At 67.8% G+C, this 20661-nt stretch carries 19 protein-coding genes; 4 read left to right on the top strand and 15 right to left on the bottom strand.

Annotated features, from left to right (window positions below; translation table 11 throughout):
- Positions 1-27: 27 nt before the first annotated feature.
- Entirely contained in the window at positions 28-630 is a 603-nt protein-coding gene (locus tag BHE97_RS03890) for a TetR/AcrR family transcriptional regulator (protein ID WP_170931246.1), read from the top strand.
- Positions 631-772: 142 nt separating this feature from the next.
- On the opposite strand, the gene BHE97_RS03885 is transcribed toward BHE97_RS03890, so the two are convergent.
- The 9 genes from BHE97_RS03885 to BHE97_RS03845 form a co-directional block, all read right to left on the bottom strand.
- Complete coding sequence (locus tag BHE97_RS03885) at positions 773-2098, bottom strand: biotin carboxylase N-terminal domain-containing protein (RefSeq protein ID WP_087622714.1); 1326 nt, start codon at positions 2096-2098, stop codon at positions 773-775.
- Between the two features lie 101 nt (positions 2099-2199).
- Positions 2200-3054: an ABC transporter permease gene (locus BHE97_RS03880; protein ID WP_087622713.1), complete on the bottom strand. Its 855-nt coding sequence runs from the start codon at positions 3052-3054 to the stop codon at positions 2200-2202.
- Complete coding sequence (locus BHE97_RS03875) at positions 3054-3998, bottom strand: ABC transporter permease (RefSeq protein WP_087622712.1); 945 nt, start codon at positions 3996-3998, stop codon at positions 3054-3056. The genes BHE97_RS03880 and BHE97_RS03875 overlap by 1 nt, the downstream gene beginning before the upstream one ends.
- Positions 3995-4990, bottom strand: coding sequence for an ABC transporter ATP-binding protein (locus tag BHE97_RS03870; protein WP_087622711.1), 996 nt, complete (start codon positions 4988-4990; stop codon positions 3995-3997). Before BHE97_RS03870 ends, BHE97_RS03875 begins: the two co-directional genes overlap by 4 nt.
- Entirely contained in the window at positions 4987-5967 is a 981-nt protein-coding gene (locus tag BHE97_RS03865; RefSeq protein WP_140399953.1) for an ABC transporter ATP-binding protein, read from the bottom strand. Before BHE97_RS03865 ends, BHE97_RS03870 begins: the two co-directional genes overlap by 4 nt.
- Positions 5968-5990: 23 nt before the next feature.
- Positions 5991-7505, bottom strand: a complete 1515-nt coding sequence (locus BHE97_RS03860; protein ID WP_087622709.1) for an ABC transporter substrate-binding protein — start codon at positions 7503-7505, stop codon at positions 5991-5993.
- A complete protein-coding gene (locus BHE97_RS03855) occupies positions 7502-9172 on the bottom strand; it encodes an AMP-binding protein (RefSeq protein ID WP_087622708.1) in 1671 nt (556 codons plus the stop codon). Before BHE97_RS03855 ends, BHE97_RS03860 begins: the two co-directional genes overlap by 4 nt.
- On the bottom strand, positions 9172-10713 hold the full coding sequence (locus BHE97_RS03850; protein WP_236757510.1) for a carboxyl transferase domain-containing protein: 1542 nt from the start codon (positions 10711-10713) through the stop codon (positions 9172-9174). The genes BHE97_RS03855 and BHE97_RS03850 overlap by 1 nt, the downstream gene beginning before the upstream one ends.
- A 149-nt stretch (positions 10714-10862) precedes the next feature.
- Positions 10863-11105 (bottom strand): biotin/lipoyl-binding carrier protein, encoded by a 243-nt coding sequence (locus tag BHE97_RS03845; RefSeq protein WP_236757509.1) that lies wholly within the window; start codon positions 11103-11105, stop codon positions 10863-10865.
- 122 nt (positions 11106-11227) lie between these two features.
- Between BHE97_RS03845 and BHE97_RS03840 the strand changes: the two genes are divergently transcribed.
- A complete protein-coding gene (locus tag BHE97_RS03840) occupies positions 11228-11893 on the top strand; it encodes a TetR/AcrR family transcriptional regulator (protein WP_170931245.1) in 666 nt (221 codons plus the stop codon).
- Between the two features lie 75 nt (positions 11894-11968).
- On the top strand, positions 11969-12502 hold the full coding sequence (locus tag BHE97_RS03835; protein WP_170931244.1) for a thioesterase family protein: 534 nt from the start codon (positions 11969-11971) through the stop codon (positions 12500-12502).
- Positions 12503-12543: 41 nt separating this feature from the next.
- Here the strand turns inward: BHE97_RS03835 and BHE97_RS03830 are convergent, their stop codons facing one another.
- Positions 12544-13089, bottom strand: a complete 546-nt coding sequence (locus BHE97_RS03830; RefSeq protein ID WP_087622704.1) for a YceI family protein — start codon at positions 13087-13089, stop codon at positions 12544-12546.
- Positions 13090-13275: 186 nt separating this feature from the next.
- Between BHE97_RS03830 and BHE97_RS03825 the strand changes: the two genes are divergently transcribed.
- Positions 13276-13779: a MarR family transcriptional regulator gene (locus BHE97_RS03825; RefSeq protein ID WP_087622703.1), complete on the top strand. Its 504-nt coding sequence runs from the start codon at positions 13276-13278 to the stop codon at positions 13777-13779.
- Positions 13780-14033: 254 nt separating this feature from the next.
- Here the strand turns inward: BHE97_RS03825 and ettA are convergent, their stop codons facing one another.
- From ettA to BHE97_RS03800, 5 genes are all read right to left on the bottom strand, one after another.
- Complete coding sequence (gene ettA, locus BHE97_RS03820; protein ID WP_087622702.1) at positions 14034-15716, bottom strand: energy-dependent translational throttle protein EttA; 1683 nt, start codon at positions 15714-15716, stop codon at positions 14034-14036.
- Positions 15717-15790: 74 nt separating this feature from the next.
- Positions 15791-17341, bottom strand: a complete 1551-nt coding sequence (locus tag BHE97_RS03815) for a GTPase (protein WP_087622701.1) — start codon at positions 17339-17341, stop codon at positions 15791-15793.
- Positions 17338-19002: a dynamin family protein gene (locus BHE97_RS03810; protein WP_087622700.1), complete on the bottom strand. Its 1665-nt coding sequence runs from the start codon at positions 19000-19002 to the stop codon at positions 17338-17340. Before BHE97_RS03810 ends, BHE97_RS03815 begins: the two co-directional genes overlap by 4 nt.
- A 58-nt stretch (positions 19003-19060) precedes the next feature.
- Positions 19061-19255 (bottom strand): Trm112 family protein, encoded by a 195-nt coding sequence (locus tag BHE97_RS03805; RefSeq protein ID WP_087622699.1) that lies wholly within the window; start codon positions 19253-19255, stop codon positions 19061-19063.
- A gap of 58 nt (positions 19256-19313) precedes the next feature.
- Positions 19314-20648 (bottom strand): phosphomannomutase/phosphoglucomutase, encoded by a 1335-nt coding sequence (locus BHE97_RS03800; RefSeq protein WP_236757514.1) that lies wholly within the window; start codon positions 20646-20648, stop codon positions 19314-19316.
- Positions 20649-20661 lie beyond the last annotated feature (13 nt).

Below are 20661 nucleotides of genomic sequence, written 5' to 3'. Positions count from 1 at the left end.
TGCCATCCCTGGGAGATGATGTCCACCATGACCGCTGAAGCCCCCTCGTCGCGCTCCCGCTCGGCCGCGACGCGCGAGCGGCTGATCGAGGCCGCCGTCGAGGCCTTCGCCCAGAAGGGCTTCGCTGCCACCACCACCCGCGACATCGCCTCGCGCGCCGGCATGAGCCCGGCCGCAGTGTACGTCCACCACGCCACCAAGGAAGAGCTCCTCTTCGAGGTGAGCCATCGCGGCCACCGCGCCGCGCTCGCGCGGATCCGCGAGGCGGCCGCCGCGCGCACCGATCCGATCGAGCGGATCGGCCACATGGTGAGCGAATTCAGTCGCTGGCACGCCGTCAACAGCCGGGTCGGACGCATCGTGCAGTACGAGTTCCACGCGCTGATCCCCGAGCACCGGCGGGAGATCGCGGACTACCGTCGCGGCATCGAACGCGAGATGCAGAATGCCCTGGCCGAGGGAGTGACCGCCGGCGTCGTCGACGCCGAGGATCTCAAAGGCACCGCGCTGGCACTGCTGTCGATCAGCATCGACCTCGTGCGCTGGTACTCCCCCGACGGCGCCACCACACCCGACCAGATGGCCGAGCTCCATGCGAGACTCGCCGTCCGGATGGTCGCTCGCCGCTGACCCAGTAGCGGGCGCATGCGCGGCCCGCGGTCGCGCGATCCGTCGACGCGGGGGTGGTGGCGGTGACGGTGACCTACGCACGTCTCGGCCGGGTCGAGAGGTGCGCGGCCCCCGCCAACGGGTCGGGGGGGGTGTGGCATCCTCACGACTCGTCGACGACCAGCCCGGTGGCATAGCTCCCCGTCGCGAAGGCCTCGCTGTCCAGCACCCGGGCCAGATACGGCAGGTTCACGCCCGGCCCCTCGACGGCCGTACGCGCCAAGGCCGTCCGCGTCCGCTCCAGCGCCTCCTCACGCGTGGACCCCCAGCCGATCACCTTGGCCATCAGCGGATCGAAGAACGGGGTTACGGTCGTGCCCTCGCGATAGCCCGCATCGACTCGGATCCCGTCCCCATCGGGCATCTGCCAGCGGGTGATCGCCCCGGGCCTGGGCAGGAAACGCTCAGGGTCCTCGGCGTAGATCCGCAACTCGATCGCGTGTCCGCTCGGGGCCGCGGAGAATCCCTCCGGGATCTCGCTGTCTCCTCGGGCGACCGCGAGCTGCCATGCCACCAGGTCGACCCCGTGGACCGCCTCGGTCACCGGGTGCTCGACCTGCAGGCGTGTATTCATCTCCAGGAAGTAGAACTCCTGTCGATCAAGGTCGTAGATGAACTCCACGGTGCCGGCGTTGCGGTATCCCACGGCCTCGCCGAGCGCCACGGCCCGGCGAGCGATCTGCTCGCGCACCTCCAGGGTGAGGGCGGGCGAAGGGCTCTCCTCGACGACCTTCTGGTGGCGCCGCTGGACCGAGCAATCACGCTCACCGACCGCGATGACCCGGCCGTCCGGCAACCCCATGATCTGCGCCTCGATGTGACGAGACCGCTGGACATAGCGCTCGACGATCATGCGCCCGTCACCGAAGACGGAGACACCGCGACCGGAGACCTGTTCGACCGCCGCCGCCAAGCCGGCCGCCTCGGTCACCACCGCCATCGCGATACCCCCTCCACCGGCCACCGCCTTGACCATCAACGGGAAGCCGATGACCTCGGCGATCTCGCCGGCCTCCTCCAGAGTCTCCACGGGCCCCGACGAGCCCGTGGTCACCGGCACACCGGATTCCTGCGCGATCCGGCGCGCATTGGCCTTGTCGCCCATCGACTCGATGACCTCGGCCGAAGGACCGACGAAGGTCATGCCCGCTTGGGTCACCGCCCGCGCGAAGTCGGGATTCTCCGAGAGGAAGCCGTACCCGGGATGCACCAGCTGCGCCCCCGCTGCCACGGCCGCGGCGACCATCGTCTCCACATCACCGAAGGCCCGCGGCGAGTCCAGCGGCACGCTGATGTCGGCCTCCCTGACATAGGGCAGCCCGGCATCGACCTCCGGGCGAGCGACGGCGCACTTCCACCCAAGTGACCGAGCTGTGCGTTGGATGCGGGCGGCGATCTCACCGCGGTTGGCGATGAACAGCACGCTCATTCCGCCACCACCTGGACGGAGATGTGCTCTCCATTCGTCAATCGAGAGCCCCTGTGATCGACAGACTGGGAGCAAGTCTCGATTCTGCGCACGCCCATGGGTCACTTCCGTTTCGGGTCGAGCAGCCGCTGGATCTCATCGCCGATGATGTTGAAGGCGAAGACGGTGGCCGCGATGGCCAGGCCGGGGATGAAGATCTGCATCGGGGCCTGATCGAGGAAGGTGTAGGAACGGGCGAGCACCGCACCCCACGAGGCATTCGGCGGTTGTACACCGAGCTGCAGGAAGCTCAGGCTGGCCTCCGCGATCAGCGCGAAGCCCATGAGCACCGCGACCTGCACCAGGATCGGCTGGATGATGTTCGGCAGCACGTGCGGCAGGACCATCCGCCGCAGACCCGACGCGCCGAAGGACCGCGCCGCCTCGATATAGGTCTCCGAACGGATAGTCATCGTCTGCGCCCGCGCCAGCCTGATGATCGCCGGCGCGAGGACGACACCGACCGCGATCATCGCATTCGTGATGTTCGGCCCCATCGTGGCCGTGATGCCGATGGCGAGCACGATGGCGGGGAAGGACATGACCGCATCGACGACCCGCATGATGCCCGCATCCAGCCAGCGATTGCCCCACCCGGCCGCGATGCCGATCGGCAGACCGATGACCACCGCTATCGCGACGGCCAGCATCGCGGCGAGGACCGAGACTCGGGTGCCGTGGAGCATCCGGCTGAGCACATCGCGACCGAGATCGTCGGTGCCGAGCGGGTGCGCGCCACTCATCGGCAGCAGGATGTCGTCGAGATTCTGCGCCGTGGGCGAGGACGGTGACAGTACGCCGGCGAAGACCACCACGATGGCTACCACACCCAGGATGGCGTAGCTGGCCCACACCGAGAATCGACCGGCACGACGACGGGCCGTGGTGCCCTGGACACGTGAGGCGATGACGGACATCAGGAGATCCTCGGGTCGAGAAGCCGGTAGGACACGTCGACGATGAGATTCGTCAACAGGATGATCATGGCGGCGACGAACACCACCGCCTGGATCACGCCGTAGTCACGTTGATTGGTCGCTTCGACGGCGAGCGAGCCGATCCCCGACAGGCCGAAGACGGCCTCGACCACGACGGCGCTGCCGATGAGTCGAGAGACCTGGATGCCGAGGATGGTGGCGAAGGGCAGGCTGGAGTTCTTCAGCGCGTGCTTCCAGACGATGCTGACGGTCGGCAGGCCCTTCGCCCGGTGGGTCCGCACGTAGTCGGTGCTGAGGCTCTCCACCATCGCGCTGCGGACCTGCCGGCAGATCTCCGCGCCGCCGACGAGTCCGAGGGCGATGGCCGGGAGCACCAGCCCCCGCAGCGCCTCTACCGGATCCTCGGAGAGACTCGCACCGCCAGGCCCCGGGAACCAGCCGAGGTTGAGGGCGAAGACGATAATGAGCATCATCCCGAGCCAGAAGTTCGGGATCGCGATCCCGAAGGTCGCCGAGGTGGTGAGGAAGCGGTCGAAGCTCGTGTCCACCTTCTGCGCGGACATCACGCCGAGAGGCAGGCCGATCGCGATCGCGACGATCAGCGCGAAGACCATGAGGATCAGCGTGAGCGGCAGCCTCTGCATGATCAGGGCCGAGATCGACTCGCCCGTCTGATAAGAGGTGCCGAGGTCGCCTGTGAGCGCCCCGGAGATCCAGGTGAGGTACTGGGTGACCAGCGAGCCGTCCAGCCCGAGATCCTCACGGATCCGAGCCAGATTCTCCGGTGTCGCGTAGTCTCCGGCGATCGCGACCGCCGGGTCGCCTGGGATCAGCCTTTGGAGCAGGAAGACGATGAGGGTCGCCAGGATCAGGGTCGGGATCGCCGAGAGCACACTCGTGCCGACGACGCGCAGGATCCTCATGACGCCTCCCGGTCTGCCGGCCGCTCAACGCCGTAGAGATCGGCGGTGCGCAGGCACGCCGAGTCGTGACCCTGACTGATCTCGACCAGCTCGGGCACGGTGGTGCGGCACTCCTCGGTCACGTGCGGGCACCGGGTGCTGAACCGGCAGCCTGGTGGCGGCGAGAGTGGACTGGGGATGTCCCCCGAGAGCACGATGCGACGGTGCGATGATGACTGGTGCACGAGCGGCTGCGCCGACAGCAGCGCCTCGCTGTAAGGATGCAGGCTCTGCCCGACGAGCGAGGGCGTGGAGGCCTGCTCCACGATCCGCCCGAGGTACATGACGCAGATCCGGTCCGCGACATGGCTGACGACGCTGAGATCGTGGCTGATGAACAGCACGGTGAGCTCGTACTCGGCCTTGAGGTCCTGCAGGAGATTGAGGATCTCCGCCTGCAGCGCCACGTCCAGAGCGGCAACGGACTCGTCGCAGATCAGCACCTTCGGATCGGTCACCAGCGCTCGGGCGATGTTGACGCGCTGCTTCTGTCCGCCGCTGAGCTGATGGGGATACCGGGTGAGGAACTGAGCCGAGAGACCGACATCCTCAAGCGCATTGACGGCGACCTGCTCCCGCTCGCGCTTCTCGCCCCTGCCCATGACGTCCAGGGGCTCGCGCACGCTCTGCAAGATCGTGCGCCGCGGGTCGAGGGCGCTGTGCGGGTCCTGGAACACCATCTGCACGGACTCCGTGAAGCGCCGGCGCTCCTTGCCGCTGAACGAGGCGACGTCCCGACCCCGCCATCGGACCGTCCCTGCGCTGACGGGCGCCAGACCGACCGCTGCGCGGGCCACCGTGGACTTGCCCGATCCGCTTTCACCGATGAGGCCGAGGGTCTCCCCTTCGATGAGGTCGAGGCTGACCCGGTCGACAGCCGTCACATGACGTCGGCGGCCGACAGGGAAGCGGACCGATACCGATTCGAGGGAGAACAGCGATGGGCTGGTCATCTATCGGCTCCTGTCGCGTGGATCTCGTGGGCTCGCGCACAGCGGACCTCTCGGGTGTCGTCGAAGGGACCGAGCTCGATCGGCTCAGCGCAGATGTCGGCTCGGTGCTGGCAGCGCGGTGCGAAGACACAACCGGTGATGCGCTCCCCCGGCGGTGGCACGCGGCCGGGGATCGTCGCGAGCCTGCGGTCCCGGTGCTCCGGGGAGGGCAGTGCGGCCAGCAACCCCCCGGTGTAGGGGTGCGCGGGGGCGGCCAGGACCTCACCCACCGGTCCCCGTTCGACGATGCGGCCGGCGTACATCGTGATCATCCGATCGCAGGTCTCGGCGACGACACCGAGATCGTGGGTCACGAACAGCACCGACATTCCCCGGTCGGCTGCGATGTCTCTGATCAGCTCGAGCAACTGCGCCTGGATGGTCACGTCGACCGCCGTGGTGGGTTCGTCGGCGATCAGCAGCTCCGGCGCGCACGCCAGGGCGATGGCGATCATCACGCGCTGGCGCATCCCTCCGGACAGCTCATGCGGATACGCCCGCAGCCGCGCCCGGGGGTCCGAGATGCCGACCGCGTCCAGGAGTTCCAGAGCCGCTGCTCGCGCTCGCGCCTTCGACAGCCCCTGGCGCAGACGCAAGGTCTCGATCAGCTGATAGCCGATCGAGAAGACCGGGTCCAGAGCCGTCATGGGCTCCTGGAAGACCATAGCCATGGGCACCTCGACCTGGGGCCGACGCCGGTTGGCGTCGTCCCAGAGCCGCGTGCCGCCGAGTTCGGCCTGCCCTTCGATTCGCGAGGACCGCGGATCGAGCAGACCCATCAGCGCGAGGGAGGTGACGGTCTTGCCGCTGCCGCTCTCCCCGACGAGCCCGACGATCTCGCCGCGGTCGATCGTGAAGCTGACATCGTGCAGAGCCTGCACGCGCTCCTCGCCGTGACCGAAGAACACCTCGAGTCCCTGGACGTTGAGCACCGGCATCGTCACCACCTCCCTCACCTCGGTCAGCCGAAGGACACGCCGAGGAACTTCGGCTTGCCGAGCAGATTGGACTCGAATCCCCGGACGTCATCGCGCAGGCCGATCAGCGAGTCCTGGAAGGCCAGCGGGAAGAACGGGGTGTCCGCGTAGACGGCCTCAGCGGCGGCGTCGAAGCCCGGTTTGCGCTCGGACGGCTCCACCGACTGGTCCGCCTGGGCGAGCGCCTCGTCGATGCCGGGGACGGCCTCGTCGGAGGTGTTGAAGTACCCCTCGGCGGAGAACATCAGGCGATAGGTCATCGCCGGGTCAGGTCGACCGGTCCACTGCGACAGCAGGGCCGGGGCCTTGCGATCGTTGAAGTAATCGTTCGTCGCCTGCACGATCTCGCGCGGGATGATGTTGACGGTGACGCCGATCTCGGCCCACTGCTCCTTGAGGATCTCGGCCACGCGAGTCGTCTGGGAGTCGGCGTTGACGATCATGTCGAAAGACAGCCCCGAGATCCCAGCCTCGGCCAGCAGTCGCTCGGCCTCCTGCGGATCGTGCTCGTAGACCACCGACTCCGGAGGCGCCGCCCAGTAGCCGTCGGGAAGCGCTCCGTGGGCGACGCTGCCACGATCGAAGTAGCCGCTCTTGAGCACGACCTCGCGGTCGACCGCCAAGGACAGCGCCCGGCGGACCTGCGGATCGCCCAGCTCCTCGGAGGCGCGGTTCAGATAGACCTGGTGCAGGTTGACGCGCGGGGACTGATCCAGGCTCACACCGCTCGCGCTCTCCAGCGAGTCCGCATCCGAGGGGGCGATCTCCATCGAGACATCCTGCTGTCCCGATCGCAGCGAGGTCACCCGCGTCTTCGGATCCGGGATGATGTTGAACGTGATCCCCGCGACCCGGTCGACATCGGTGTCCCAGTAGTCGTCGAAGCGCTCGACCTTGAGCGAGTCCCCGCGACGCCACTCCACGAAGGACCATCCACCAGCGCCGACCGGGTGAGTGCTCAAGTCTCCGCCCGCCTCCTCGGCGGCCTTCGGCGAGACCATCATGCCGGCCCGGTCGGCCAGCACCAGCAGGAGCGAGGCATCGGGGTGGTCCAGCAGCAGGGTGACGGTCTGCTCGTCGTCGACGCGGACCTCGCGCACCGCGGCGAGATCCGCCTGGATATTGGAGCCCTCCCCCATCGCCCGATCGAGGTTGTACTTGACGGCCTCGGCGTCCAGCGGCTCGCCATCGTGGAAGGCGACGCCCTCACGCAGCGTCAGACTCAGCTCGGTCGGCGAGACCTGCTCCCACGACTCCGCCAGACCCGGTTCGGCCTCCAGGCCGGAGTCGAAGGACACCAGGGTGTCGTAGATCGGATAGAGCAGCACGTGGTCGGTTCCGGCGTTGCCGCGGATGGGGTCGAGCGACGAGGCATCGGCAGCCGCCGCGACCTTCAGGTCCTTGTCCTGGTCCGAGGAGCCGCCACCGCCACCGCAGGCGGTGAGCGTGGCGAGCAGCGTCGCAGCCACGAACGCTCCCCAGCGAGATCGTCTCATCATGATTGCTGTCCTTCCGTCCACTGCTGACGCAACTTGTATTTCTCGATCTTGTTGGTGGGAGTACGAGGGATCTGCGTCACGGGCACGAAGGCGCGCGGGCGCATGAACTTGGGCATGGCCTCGTGGCAATATGCGACGAGGACCTCGCTGTCGAAGGCATCGGGATCGGCCGGCTCGACGAAGGCGATCACGTCGTCCTCGTCGCCCTCCTCGCTCGGCACGGCGATGACCGCCGCGAGCTGGACCGAGGGGTGCTTGGCGACGATCTCCTCGATGTGGAAACTGGAGATGTTCTCCCCGCGTACCCGGATCCGGTCCCCGAGACGATCGACGTAGATGAAGATGCCGTCCTCCTGCCGGAATGCCGCGTCCCCGGTGTGGAACCACAGATTGCGCCACGCCTTGACCGTCGCCTCGGGTTTCTTCAGGTACTCGTGGTGGATGAGCGCCGGGAGCCGCGGTCTCATCGCGAGCTGGCCGACGACACCGTCGGGGCATACGCGGTCGCGGTCGTCGAGCACGACGATCTCCATGAAGGGGGCCGGCTTGCCCATGATCGCCTTGGGCACGCGCTCCGCCCCGTTCAGGACCGGTAGCCCGTACCGGGCGAAGGCCTCCCGCAGTTCGGCATGGCTCCGTCCTCGATAGAGCTCTACGGGGGTTCCCTCTCCCTCGCGAGTCTGCTCGGTCAGGGTCATCAGGGCCGCGCCGGTCTCCGACTGCCCGAAGCCCGAGGTCACGAAGTCGATGCCGAATCGCTCCGCGAAATCGTGGTGGTTCGCCGGCAGTGGCTGCATGTGGACCTTGTTGAGGGGATTGAGCCGATCCTCACCGCTCGGCTCGGCATTCAGGAGCCAGGGAGTCATGACATCGAGCAGCACGGCGGTCGTGCATCCGGTCGAGCGGATCCTCCGCCAGAAGTCCGAGGGGCTGAACCGGTCCCAGAGGCTGACCGAGGCACCGGTCCACAGTGCACGCACGACATTGAAGTGGGCTCCGCCCACGTGATACATCGGCAGGTCGTTGTAGACGACGTCCTCGGGGGTCAGCATCGCGCGGCCGATCCACGTGTACCCGTTGATCCAGCGATGAGACTGCACGACTCCCTTGGAGGGGCCGGTCGTGCCGGAGGTGTAGATGATATTGGCCGGATCGTCGTAGGCGACCTCGGCCTGCGGGCGCTCGGCCGGTCCGAGGAGCTCGCCGAACTCGCCGCCCAGCCCAGATTCCACCACGAGCACGCGTGGCGGGTGTGCAAGCAGGGACTCCACGGCCCGGACCCGGTCGAGCAACTCGGCGTCGACGATGAGCAGCGCTGCTCCTGTGTCCTCCAGCTGATAGGCGAGCAGGTCCCCCGTGTACTGGAAGTTGACCGGGGCGTAGACGGCTCTCGCCTTCCAGAGTCCGTACATCGTGAGGGTCGAGACGAGGGGCCGGACGGTGAGCACGCTCACGCGATCACCCGGGCCGATCCCCGCCGCGCTGAGCCGGCCGGCGATACGGTCGGTGAGCGCGCCGAACTCGCCGTAGCGCAGGTTCTCACCGGTCTCGCCGTAGTGCACCGCGAGCCGGTCCGGCGTGGCTGCCACATGGTGGTCCAGCGCCGCCACAGCCGTCGGGAAGTCGAACTCGAGGATCTCCTCGAGCTCTGCTGGAGTACGTGTCATCAGGGCCTCGTTCCGAAAGAGGGGGGACCAAGGAGCTCGGGAAGGATGCGGTAGGCGTCGTGCACCCAGCGGGTTAGCAGTTCGCGGCTGCGGCGCGGGTCGACCACGTCGTGTACGCCGTAGCGCTCGGCCGTCCGGAAGGGAGAGCGCAGGGCCTCGAGTCGTTCGCGGATCTCCGCCAACATGGCCTCGGGGTCGTCCGAGGACTCGAGGTCGGCGCGATACGCAGCCTCGATGCCGCCCTCGACCGGGAGCGAACCCCAGTCCCCCGAAGGCCAGGCCCACTGGCGGTTGTAGCGATGGCGGTTGACCTGGCCGGCGCCGCCGACGCCGAAGACCCGGCGCACGATGATCTCCGCCATGGGCACGCGGGCCTGATAGACGGCCGCGACGGCTCGCGCCCCCCGGCGGATCGAGGCGGTCCTCTCGGCCTGCAAGCCGATCATCATGCCGGCCTGGTCCGTAAGACTGACGATCGGCAGATGGAAGGTCTCACAGAGGTCAACGAGCCGGGTGAGCGCGTCGGCACCGTTCGGCGTCATCGTGGCGCCTTTGTAGGGGTCCGTCGCCACCACGCCGACTGGACACCCGTCGAGCCGCGCCAGCCCCGTGTAGACCGAACCCGAGTAGCAGGTGTAGTCGAACACCGAGCCCTCGTCGAACACCGCATCGAGGATCGGGCGGAGGCGATACGGCTGACGCCGATTGCGGGGTACGGCATCGGCCAGGGACTCCGCGTCCCCGGCCGCGGGCCGCCCCTCGATGACGGGCGGGAGCTCGTAGACACTCGACGGGAGGTAGGAGAGGAACCCGCGGATCGCGGCGAGCGCCGACGGCTCGTCCGGCACGATCTGATCGACCGCACCGCTGCGGCGGTGCACCTCGGCACCGCCGAGTTGTTCCTTGTCCAGATCCTCACCCGTCGCATGCCGCACGACCGGAGGCCCCGCGACGAAGAGCTGGGAGGTGCCTTCGATGAGCACGCTGAAGTGGCTCATGACGACGCGCGCTGCCCCGAGTCCGGCCACAGGTCCCATACATGCGGCGATCACGGGCACCAGCGAGAGATTGTCCACGACGGTGTCCCAGCCCGGGTTGGCCGGGACATAGGTATAGCCGGACCGCTCCAGCATCCGTACGCTTCCGCCCCCACCGGTCCCCTCGACGAGACGGATCAGCGGCAGCCGGTACGCAGCGGCCAAGCGCTCGGAGTCGACCTGCTTGGCCATGATCGAGGCATCGGCCGCTCCCCCTCGCACGGTGAAGTCATCGGCGCCGACGACCACACGCCGACCCGAGACGGTGCCGAGGCCGAAGACGAAGTTGGTGGGGACGATGCGCTCTCCCGTCTCGTCCGGGAAGCCGGCGAGGGAGCCGATCTGCTCGAAACTGCCCTCGTCGAGCAGGGCGGTCACCCGCTCGGTCACGGTGCTGCGACCGGCCGCGTGCTGGCGGCGGACCTTCTCGGGCCCCCCGAGTTCGTCGGCCATGGCACGGCGACGCTCGAGCTCGGCGATCTCCGCTGACCAGATCGATGACACTGCGGCACGTCCTCTCGCTGCGATGCGTCCTAAGCGATCGCTTAGGCCGGCGAGAAGTCATGCTAGGTGATGCGCATCACAGAGCGCAAGCCCCCGTACAGAGTGATGCCGACGACCCATTGGACCGCCGGCACCACCTCCACCCCCGCTTAGCCAAGTCGCGCCAGCAACGCCCCCTCTTCGACGATTTCTCCCTGCTTTACCAGTATTTCTTTGACAACGCCCGCACTCCCGGCCAGGACCGGGATCTCCATCTTCATGGACTCGAGGACGATCAGGGCATCACCCGCCGCGACCTCATCGCCCGCCGAGGCATCGATCCGGAACACCGAGGCGGACATCTCCGCTCGCACGTCAGTCATCTTTTCGCTGCCCTTTCGTTCATTGATCACTGAGAAAACTAAGCATACGCTTAGTCTCAGCGATCTCCCAAAGGTCCGCGTGCCGGGCCGGGTGAGCGCATCACACCGGGTCACGACGGGCAAGGAGCCGGTGATCGGCGAGAATGACGGCCATGAGCAGCGACGCGACGCCGACCGCCCCGGCGGCCCTCGAGCTCGAGCCGCAGGCGGTCGAGGTGATCGAACGCTACTGGGCCGAGCGGGCCAGCGGACCTTCCCGCAAGATCCTGATCGGAGCCACGCTCGCCTTCGCCGAACTGGGCTACCACGGAGCCTCCACGCGGGCGATCGCCGCGCGAGCCGAGATGAGCCCGGCGGCGGTGTACATCCACTTCTCGTCGAAGGTCGAGCTCTTCCACCACATCGCCCTCGAGGGTCACAAGACGTCCACCGGGGCCTTCAACGAGCCCGCCGACCTGGTGTCCGACCCCGCCAGCAAGCTGCGGATTGGGGTCGCCTCCTTCGCCACCTTCAATGCCGAGATGAACACGTTCTCGCGCACGATCGAGTACGAGATGCGACTCCACCACGATCGCCGCTTCGCCGACGTCTGGAGGCTACGCCGCGGCGTCGAGGAGCACATGCGCCGCATCCTGCAGGCCGGCGTAGACGAGGGCGTCTTCCGGATCGCCGATATCGAGTGGATGAAGATCCTGCTGCTGTCGAACTGCATCGACATCGCCCGCTGGTACCGTCACGAGTCGCCGCACACCCCATTGGCGCTGGGTTTCCGTTATGCCGACCTGGCGATGTCCCTGGTCGGCGCCACCACCCCTTGACGCTGACGTCAATACCTGCGATACCCTCGGTGTCGTGAGACCGACATCACATCATCACGCCTTCGAGGAGCCGCCGTGACCGACACCCCCACCATTGGGCAGCTCGACGAGCTCGGCATCATCCGCCGCCGGATCGTGCCACCCGAGTTCGAGGACCTCAACGGTCACGTCAATGTCAAGCACCACTACACGCTGCACATGGAGGGCGCCGAGGCCGCCTTCACCGGGGAACTGGGGTTGGATGAGGCGCGCGCCGGACGAGGCGAGGGCACCTTCAGCCTCACCCAGCACATCCGCTTCTCCTCGGAGATTCTGATCGGCCACGACGTCTCGGTGCACTGGCGGGTCCTCGACCGATCGGACAAGATCATCCACGGCATGACGATCCTCGCGGACCGGACGACCGGCAAGGTCGCCAGCACGAGCGAGTTCATCGAGGCCTTCGTCGACCTGACCACCCGGCGTATCACCCCGATGCCCCAGGACCTCGCCCGCCGCCTCGACGAGTTGCTCGATGCCCACCGCCGGATCCCCTGGGAGCTGCCGCTCAGCGAGCCGCTGGCCGCGCGCCGCCGATTGTCCGGAATGCGTCGAGCCCCCGCAGGGTGACCCTGCGGGGGCTCGCTACGTCGCGATTGGGAGGCCTCAGGTCACTCGCCGGACTGGAGGACCGCTTCGGCGACGATCTGCAGCGTGATCTTGTCGCCGATCATCACCTTGTCGCCCTCGAGCGGGATGTTGAAGTCGATGCCGAACTCCTTGCGGCTGATCTCGCCCTTGGCCTCGACGCCCACGCGCGTGCCGCCCCACGGGTCGCCACCCTCACCGAGGAACTCGACCTCGAGCTCGAGCGGCTTGGTCACGCCCTTGATGCTCAGGTCGCCGGTGACGATGAACTCGTCATCGCTCTTCTGCTGCACGCCCGTGCTGACGAAGGTCATCGACGGGTAGCTCTCGACCTCGAAAAAGTCGGCGGAGCGCAGGTGCGCATCACGGTCGGCGGCACCGGTGTTGATCGAGCTGAGATCGACCGAGACCTCGACGCGCGATGCCGTCGGGTCGGCCTCGGTGACGAGGGTGCCCTCGAAGGTCTCGAACTTGCCCCGGACCTTGCTCATGATGTGCCGCACCTGGAAACCGATCTCGGTGTGGGCGGGGTCGAGCTTCCAGGTACCGGGGGTCACGGTGGTGGTCATGCTGTCTCCTTGAAAGAAATCTGGACGCCGAGCTGGCTATGGGTGACACGATACCCATTAGTTGAACTTTCAATCAAGTGTTGTTTCCCGTAAACTGAATCACATGAGCGAGCGCAGCGAGCGAACCATCAGCACCGACGAATGCCGCCGTCGGCCTATCGTGCTCTTCCCCCAGGCGAGAGCGGCATGAGCGAGTCTCCCAGCGTCGACCTCGAACTGACCGAGGTCAACGACACCCCGTGGCTGTCCCGCGAGCAGCAGGAGGTGTGGCGTTCCTTCCTGGGCGGCTCGACCGTGCTCATGGATCAGCTCGACCGCGATCTGCGCCGGGAACATGGTCTCTCGATGTCCGAATACGAGATCCTCGTGCGGCTCTCGGAGGCTCCCGCACGCTCCATCCGGATGGCCGAGCTCGCGGCCCTCGTCGCCCACTCGCGCAGCCGCATCACCCACACGATCGCTCGTCTGGAAAAGGCCGGCATCGTCGGACGAGATCAGTGCAGCACCGACGGCCGCGGCGTCACGGCCACCTTGACCGACCACGGATTCGCCGTGCTCGCCAATGCCGCGCACACCCATGTCCGGGGCGTCCACACCTACCTGCTCGACAACTCCACCCCCGATGAGTTCGCCGCACTCGGCCGCATCATGGAGCGCATCAGCGCCCAGCTCGGCGGCCGCACCTTCTGATCTCGCCCAGACGCCCGTTCAGGTCAGCAGCGCGAGGGTGCGATCGTCGCGCTCGCCGCCATACAGCCGATCGAGCACGGTCGCGAACACGGGTTCGGCAGGTGAGTGATCCCGCACCCCTCCCCTCCGCGCCTGAGCGGTGACTTGCGCACCCCTCAGCACGGCCGAGAGGTGCGTAACCCACCGCCCATTGATCGCCCGAGCTCTCAGTCGCGGGTCAAACGGCGCAAGCGCCGCTGGGGTCACCACAGCTCTCAGTCGCGGGTCAAACGGCGGTGCGTGACGCGGTGGGGGCGGGCGGCCTCGGCACCGAGCCGCTCGATCTTGTTGGCCTCATAGGAGGCGAAGTTGCCCTCGAACCAGAACCAATTGCCCGGCTCCTCGTCAGTGCCCTCCCACGCGAGGATGTGGGTCGCCACGCGGTCCAGGAACCAGCGATCGTGGGAGGTGACCACGGCACAGCCGGGGAAGTCGAGCAGCGCATCTTCCAGAGCCGACAGGGTCTCGACATCCAGGTCATTGGTGGGCTCATCGAGCAGCAGCATGTTGCCGCCCTGCTTCAGTGTCAGGGCGAGGTTCAGGCGATTGCGCTCGCCGCCCGAGAGCACCCCGGCCTTCTTCTGCTGATCCGATCCCTTGAAGCCGAAGGATGCCACATACGCACGGCTGTTCATCTCGAAGTTGGCGACCTTGATGAAGTCCAGGCCCTCCGAGACGACCTCCCACACATTCTTGTTCGGGTCGATATTGGCGCGGGTCTGATCGGCATAGCTGATCTTGACCGTCTGCCCGACGGTGAGCGAGCCGCCATCGGGCTCTTCCGAGCCCGTGATCATCCGGAACAGCGTGGTCTTGCCGACGCCATTGGGACCGACGATGCCGACGATGCCGGCGCGCGGCAGCGAGAAGGAGATGCCATCCCAGAGCGTGCGGCCCTCGAAGCCCTTGGTGAGCCCCTCGGCTTCCAGGACCACATCGCCGAGACGCGGTCCCGGGGGGATGTTGATATCCGTGGTGTCGATCTTGCGTGCCTTCTCGGCCTCCGCGGCGAGCTCCTCGTAGCGAGCGAGACGCGCCTTGCTCTTGGCCTGACGCCCCTTGGCATTGGACCGCACCCACTCGAGTTCCTTCTCGAGCATCTTGGCGCGCTTGGCGTCCTTCTGGCCCTCGATCTTGAGACGTTCCTTCTTGGTCTCCAGATAGGTGGAGTAGTTGCCCTCGTAGCCGTGGATCTGACCGCGGTCGACCTCGGCGATCCACTGGGCGACATTGTCGAGGAAGTACCGGTCGTGGGTCACGGCCAGGACGGCGCCCGGGTAGTTCTTCAGGTGACCCTCGAGCCACTGGACCGACTCGGCATCCAGGTGGTTCGTGGGCTCGTCGAGGAGCAGCAGGTCGGGCTGCTGGAGCAGCAGCTTGCACAGGGCCACTCGACGGCGCTCACCACCGGAGAGGTGGTCGACCAGGGTATCGGGCGGCGGGCAGCGCAAGGCATCCATCGCCTGGTCGAGACGCGAGTCCAACTCCCACGCGTTACTCGCGTCGAGATCGGTCTGCAGATCACCCATCTCGGCGAGGAGGGTGTCGTAGTCGGCATCCGGATCGGCGAGCTCCTCGCTGATCTGGTTGTACCGGTCGAGCTTCCCCTTGATCTCGCCGACGGCCTCCTCGACATTCTCCAGGACCGTCTTGCCCTCGGTCAGCGGAGGCTCCTGCTGGAGCATGCCGACGGTCGCATCCGGGTCGCGGACGAGATCGCCGTTATTGGGCTGCTCGAGTCCGGTCATGAGCTTGAGCAGGGTGGACTTGCCCATGCCATTGGGGCCGACGACGCCGATCTTCGCCCCGTGGAGGAACGAGAGGGTGACATTGTCGAGGACGACCTTGTCGCCGTGGGCCTTGCGGACATTGCGCAGTGTCAGGATGTACTCAGCCATGGTCGTTCCAGCCTAGCGAGCCCCCCGCGATCACGTCCCCCGGCCCGTCACCAACCCGTGAAGTGTGGGGCGGGTCAGCCGATCGCGTCCCGTAGACCGGTGCGGAAGCGCTCATAGGCGGCGAGTTCGGACTCCATCCGACCGACGAGCTCCTCATCGACCACCTGGACCACGACATCGCGCAGGCGCTGCTCCACCTCCCGCTCACGGCGCCGCGCAGAGGCTCGCACCGAGGAGCGGGCCACCAATGTCACCACCAAGCCCCCGACGGCCCCGAGCACGGCGATCCACACGCCGGGCGGCAGCCCGATCAGCCGTGGCCCCGCGCCCACCACACCGACGGCACCCAGCAGGAGCCAGCCGAGCCCGAGGACCAAGGCGGCCAGCAGCACCCACTGCGCCACGGCGACGATCCGCCACCAGCCGGACGTCAGGGACGGACGCAGGTCGACCGCGCGGACGGCGGCATCGATGCGGTTGACCGTACCGCCGCTGCCCGATGCCGCCCGGACCATGGACACCCGCCACGGCTCCGCGGCACCCTGCATGGCCGACTCCGCGGCCTCGCGGATGGCGAGCTCCGCACGGGCCTCCTCGACCGGAGCGGGACGCAGCTCGTTCTCATCGGCGTCCTCCGAGGAGGTCCGCGATCCCCGCGATAGGAGTCTCAGCGGCGGCCACTGTGTCGCGGCGGTCCCCTCTCGCAGATGCGCCGCACCCGCAGCCTCGGCGAGCTGATGGGCGCCGGTGCTCCCGTGCAGGGCGTCGACGAGGCGTTCGCGGTCACCACTCTGCAGGCCCCGCGGCGATGCCGCGCCCCCGGCCCTCTCCAGGCTCTCAGCTGCGGCGCGAGCCTCGGCCGCGAGGCGTGTGGAGGCGGCATCCTTGGCCGCCGTGCGCCGCGCGATCTCGGTCCGCAGCTGGTCGAGTCCGAGGCCCGAACGGGCGGAGGTCGCGATAACCGGCACCCCGGTGAGCCCCTCGCGGTCGAGGAGCCGCCGCAGATCGGTCAGGGCGATCTCGCGATCGGCCTCGCTCAACCGGTCGATCTGGTTCATCACCACGACCGTGGTCTCCCGGTGGCGCGAGAGCGGATGCAGGTAGCGCTCGTGGATCGCCGCATCGGCGTACTTCTGCGGATCCAGCACCCACACGAACAGGTCGGCGAACTCCACCACCCGGTCGACTTCCAGCTGATGCGCGTCTACGACCGAGTCGTGATCGGGCATGTCCAGCAGGACCAGACCGTCGAAGACCGAGTCCGTGTCATCGCCGAGCGGACCCTGGCGAGTGAGCTGATGACGTGGCGGCACACCGATCCAGTCGAGGAGCTCTGAGGCGTCATTCGGGCCCCAGGTGCACGCGAGGGTCCACGAGGTGGTGGGACGCTTGACGCCGACTCCGGCCAGATCGATGCCGCTGAGCGCGTTGAACAGCGACGACTTTCCCGAGCCGGTCGCCCCGCCCAACGCGACGATCGTGTACTCGGCGGAGTTGCGGAGGCGCACCGATGCCCGCGACAACGCATCTCGAGCCGTCTCGAGCTGGTCATCGCGCAGTCGTCCCTCAGCGGCCGCGACGGCGGTCTCCAGGGCCGCGAGCCGGTCCTTCAACGGCGTTCTCACAGGCCCTCCTCGGTGCCTCGGCGGATATCAGCGGCCAGCCGGACGGCATCGGTCCGGTTGGCCAGCCGGCGCAGGTCACGCTGTGCCGATCGCACGGAGCGTGGCTCGGGCACGAGCCGTGTGAAGCGTTCGGCTTCCGCGTCGAACAATGTCTCGACCCGCGCGGCGAGATCCGCGGCGGCTCGGTCGGCCAGCTTACGCGCGGTGTCCTCGCCGACGTGCTCCTGCAGAGCCCGCTGCGCGGCGAAGGCGGTCCCGATGCTCGGCTCGGCTCCGGCCACCGCGCCGAATCCGGCGAAGACCGCGACCATCAGCGCCACACCCTCGGTGCTGACACCGCGCGCGGAGGTCATGACCCCCGACGTCGCCTCGGTAGCGCATTCGACGAGGAGATCGCGCACATGCTGCTGCCACTCGCGGCTCAGCCGTTCGGCCTCGCTCGCGAAGCCCGCGCCCGCACGGCCCAGGTCCTGATGCTCGTCCAGGAGTGCCCTGCCGGCGCGATGCGAGGCCCACGCCCGCACGGCCTCCTCCGCGGCACGCTCAGCACGCTCGACGAGCAGGAATGCGAGGCCACTGCCCAACACGGAATCGACGGCCTCGACATTCCCAGCCGACTCGCCGCGGACCGCCATCTCCTGCCAGCGGGCGAGCACCTCACCGCGCAGCACCGTGCCATCGGTCGCCGACGAGACGGCCTCACCGCAGGCACGCCGGTAGACCGACTCGATATCGGCGGTCAACGCATCGGCGGCCTCGATCTGTTCGTCGAGCTCGTCGGCGAGATCGCGAGCGGTGAAGACATCGTGGCGGATGGCCCCGTGCAAGGTGGCGGCGATGATCGTGCGTCGTCCCACCAGATCGGCGGCCAGATCCTGGAGCCACAGCACGATCTGGCCCACCTCGTCGAAGGGGAGCATCCCCCGGCCGTCGACACGGGACTCGCGGACGGTGAACAGCGGCGAGTCCGAGAGGCCACGAGCGGTCATCATGCGTGCGAGATGGCGACGGACATCGTCGACTCCCTCGGCCGGTGCCCGGTCCAGGACGACCGCGACCGAGGCGCTGCGCTCCGCGGCACGGCGCAGGTAGTCCCACGGCACCTGATCGGCATAGCGAGCCGCCGACGTGACGAATAACCACAGATCGGCGGCGGCCAACAGCTGCTCCGCGAGCTCTCGGTTGCCGGTATCCACCGAGTCGATATCGGGGGCGTCGAGCAGCGCGATACCGGCCGGAACCGTCGGGCTGCTGATCTGCCGCAGCGCGTAGACCTCCTGCACGTGCTCGTCGGTGCGCTTGAGATCGGGGAGCACCCGGTCGGAACCGAACCAGTCCGCATCATCGGGATGGTGCACGAGCACCGGTGTGCGGGTGGTGGGCCGCAGCACGCCCGAGTCGCTGACGTGACGTCCGACGATCGAGTTCACCAACGTGGACTTGCCCGCACCTGTCGAGCCCCCGACGACGACCAGCATCGGGGCGTCGAGGCGCTCGAGCCGCGGGATCACGAAATCCGAGAGCTGATCGGCGATCTCGCGGCGCAGTTTCCTTGCGTGGTCGACACGGGGTGTCGACAATCGCAGCGGGACGGTGCGCACGGCGCCGAGAAGGTCCTCGGTGGCAGTCAGCAGCTCGTCGATGCCGGGTTCGCTGGCCACCCTCAACTCCTAGCGCCTGGACGTGGTGTCATCGTGTCAAGACTATGCGACACCGCGCTCAGCCGGGCGCATTCGCGGCGGAATCGGGCAGCGAACGCGCCTCGTCGACCAGCATGATCGCGATGTCGTCTCGGACCGGGTAGGCCAGTGCACACGCATTGCACACCAGCTCATCCGCGTCGGCGTCCACGAAGAGCGTGGAACGACACTGGGGACACACGAGGATCTCCAGGAGCGCGGGGTCGAGGTTCATGGGTCCAAGCCTAGGGCGTAGCCTCCCGGGCTCGGGGAGGCGCACCACCCCCTCGTGGTCAGGAACGGATCAGCCCGAGCACCTCGTCGCGTACACGCTCCATCGTGGGCGCGTCATCGGCCTCGACATTGAGACGCAGCAGCGGCTCGGTATTGGAGGCTCGGACGTTGAACCACCAGGTGTCAGCGGTCACCGTGAGGCCGTCGAGCTCATCGAGGGCATAACCGTCGTAGCGCTCGCGCAGCATCGCCAGCACGGCCTCCTGGTCCGCCACGGTGCTGTTGATCTCCCCTGACGCCGTGTACCGCTCATAGGACGCCATCAGCGCCGACAACGGCTGGTCGGTCTCGGCGAGCGCCGCCAGCACGTGGAGCGCTGCCACCATGCCCGAATCTGCCAGGTAGAAGTCACGGAAGTAGAAGTGTCCCGAGTGCTCCCCACCGAAGACCGCACCTGTGCGCGCCATCTCCGCCTTGATCAGCGAATGACCGACAGGAGTGCGGACGGGGGTGCCCCCGGACTCGCGCACGATCTCCGGCACGGCCCGCGAGCAGATCACATTGTGCAGGATCGTGGCCCCCGGGTGATCGACGAGATGCCGCGCGGCGATGAGCGCCGTGATCGCCGAGGGCGAGACGGGCTCGCCGCATTCGTCGATCACGAAGCACCGGTCGGCATCGCCGTCGAAGGCGAGCCCGAGATCGGCGCCCTGCTCGCGCACGGCGGCCTGCAGGTCGACGAGCGTGGAGGGATCCAGCGGGTTGGCATCGTGATTCGGGAAGCTGCCGTCGAGTTCGAAGTACAAGGGGCTCAGCTGGATCGCGGGAAGCCCGGCGAAGACCGCGGGCACGGTGTGACCGGCCATGCCGTTGCCGGCATCGGCCACCACGGCCAGGGGCCGGTCCCCGACCGGCACGAGCCGGTGCAGCAGCGCGACGTACTCGGTAAGGAAATCGCGTTCGGTGCGCGCTCCGAGCAGCTCAGCGGGCTCACCGTCCATGCGCTCGCTCGCGAGCTCGGCGATCGCGCGCAGCCCGGTGTCGAAGCCGATTGGGCGGGCCCCCGCCCGACACAGTTTCAGGCCGTTGTACTCGGCCGGGTTGTGGCTGGCCGTCACCATCACGCCGGCGAGGTCGAGCCGCCCGGAGGCCGCGTAGAGCTCATCGGTGGAGGCCAGGCCGATGTCGACGACGTCTCCCCCGCGGGAGCGGATCCCGTCGCCCACGGCCTGCGCCAGCCCCGGGGAGGAGGAGCGCATGTCGTGGGCAATCACAGCCGCGCCGCGGCCGTCACTGATACCGACCTCGTCGGCGAAGGCGCTGCCGAGGGCGCGCGCGACGGACTCGGAGAGCTGTTCGGGTGCCAGTCCGCGCACATCGTAGGCCTTCACGATGGGGGACAGTACG

Source organism: Aeromicrobium sp. PE09-221, assembly GCF_002174305.1.
Taxonomy (GTDB): Bacteria; Actinomycetota; Actinomycetes; order Propionibacteriales; family Nocardioidaceae; genus Aeromicrobium.
This window is presented reverse-complemented; position numbering and strand designations above follow the sequence as displayed.

Bases quoted from the DNA above. Each gene is read 5' to 3' on its own strand.
- BHE97_RS03880 (WP_087622713.1), bottom strand. From the start codon at position 3,054: ATGTCCGTCATCGCCTCACGTGTCCAGGGCACCACGGCCCGTCGTCGT.
- BHE97_RS03870 (WP_087622711.1), bottom strand. From the start codon at position 4,990: ATGACCAGCCCATCGCTGTTCTCCCTCGAATCGGTATCGGTCCGCTTC.
- BHE97_RS03855 (WP_087622708.1), bottom strand. From the start codon at position 9,172: ATGACACGTACTCCAGCAGAGCTCGAGGAGATCCTCGAGTTCGACTTC.
- BHE97_RS03885 (WP_087622714.1), bottom strand. From the start codon at position 2,098: ATGAGCGTGCTGTTCATCGCCAACCGCGGTGAGATCGCCGCCCGCATC.
- BHE97_RS03840 (WP_170931245.1), top strand. From the start codon at position 11,228: ATGAGCAGCGACGCGACGCCGACCGCCCCGGCGGCCCTCGAGCTCGAG.
- BHE97_RS03875 (WP_087622712.1), bottom strand. From the start codon at position 3,998: ATGAGGATCCTGCGCGTCGTCGGCACGAGTGTGCTCTCGGCGATCCCG.
- BHE97_RS03805 (WP_087622699.1), bottom strand. From the start codon at position 19,255: ATGAACCTCGACCCCGCGCTCCTGGAGATCCTCGTGTGTCCCCAGTGT.
- BHE97_RS03890 (WP_170931246.1), top strand. From the start codon at position 28: ATGACCGCTGAAGCCCCCTCGTCGCGCTCCCGCTCGGCCGCGACGCGC.
- BHE97_RS03860 (WP_087622709.1), bottom strand. From the start codon at position 7,505: ATGATGAGACGATCTCGCTGGGGAGCGTTCGTGGCTGCGACGCTGCTC.
- BHE97_RS03865 (WP_140399953.1), bottom strand. From the start codon at position 5,967: ATGCCGGTGCTCAACGTCCAGGGACTCGAGGTGTTCTTCGGTCACGGC.
- BHE97_RS03825 (WP_087622703.1), top strand. From the start codon at position 13,276: ATGAGCGAGTCTCCCAGCGTCGACCTCGAACTGACCGAGGTCAACGAC.
- ettA (WP_087622702.1), bottom strand. From the start codon at position 15,716: ATGGCTGAGTACATCCTGACACTGCGCAATGTCCGCAAGGCCCACGGC.
- BHE97_RS03830 (WP_087622704.1), bottom strand. From the start codon at position 13,089: ATGACCACCACCGTGACCCCCGGTACCTGGAAGCTCGACCCCGCCCAC.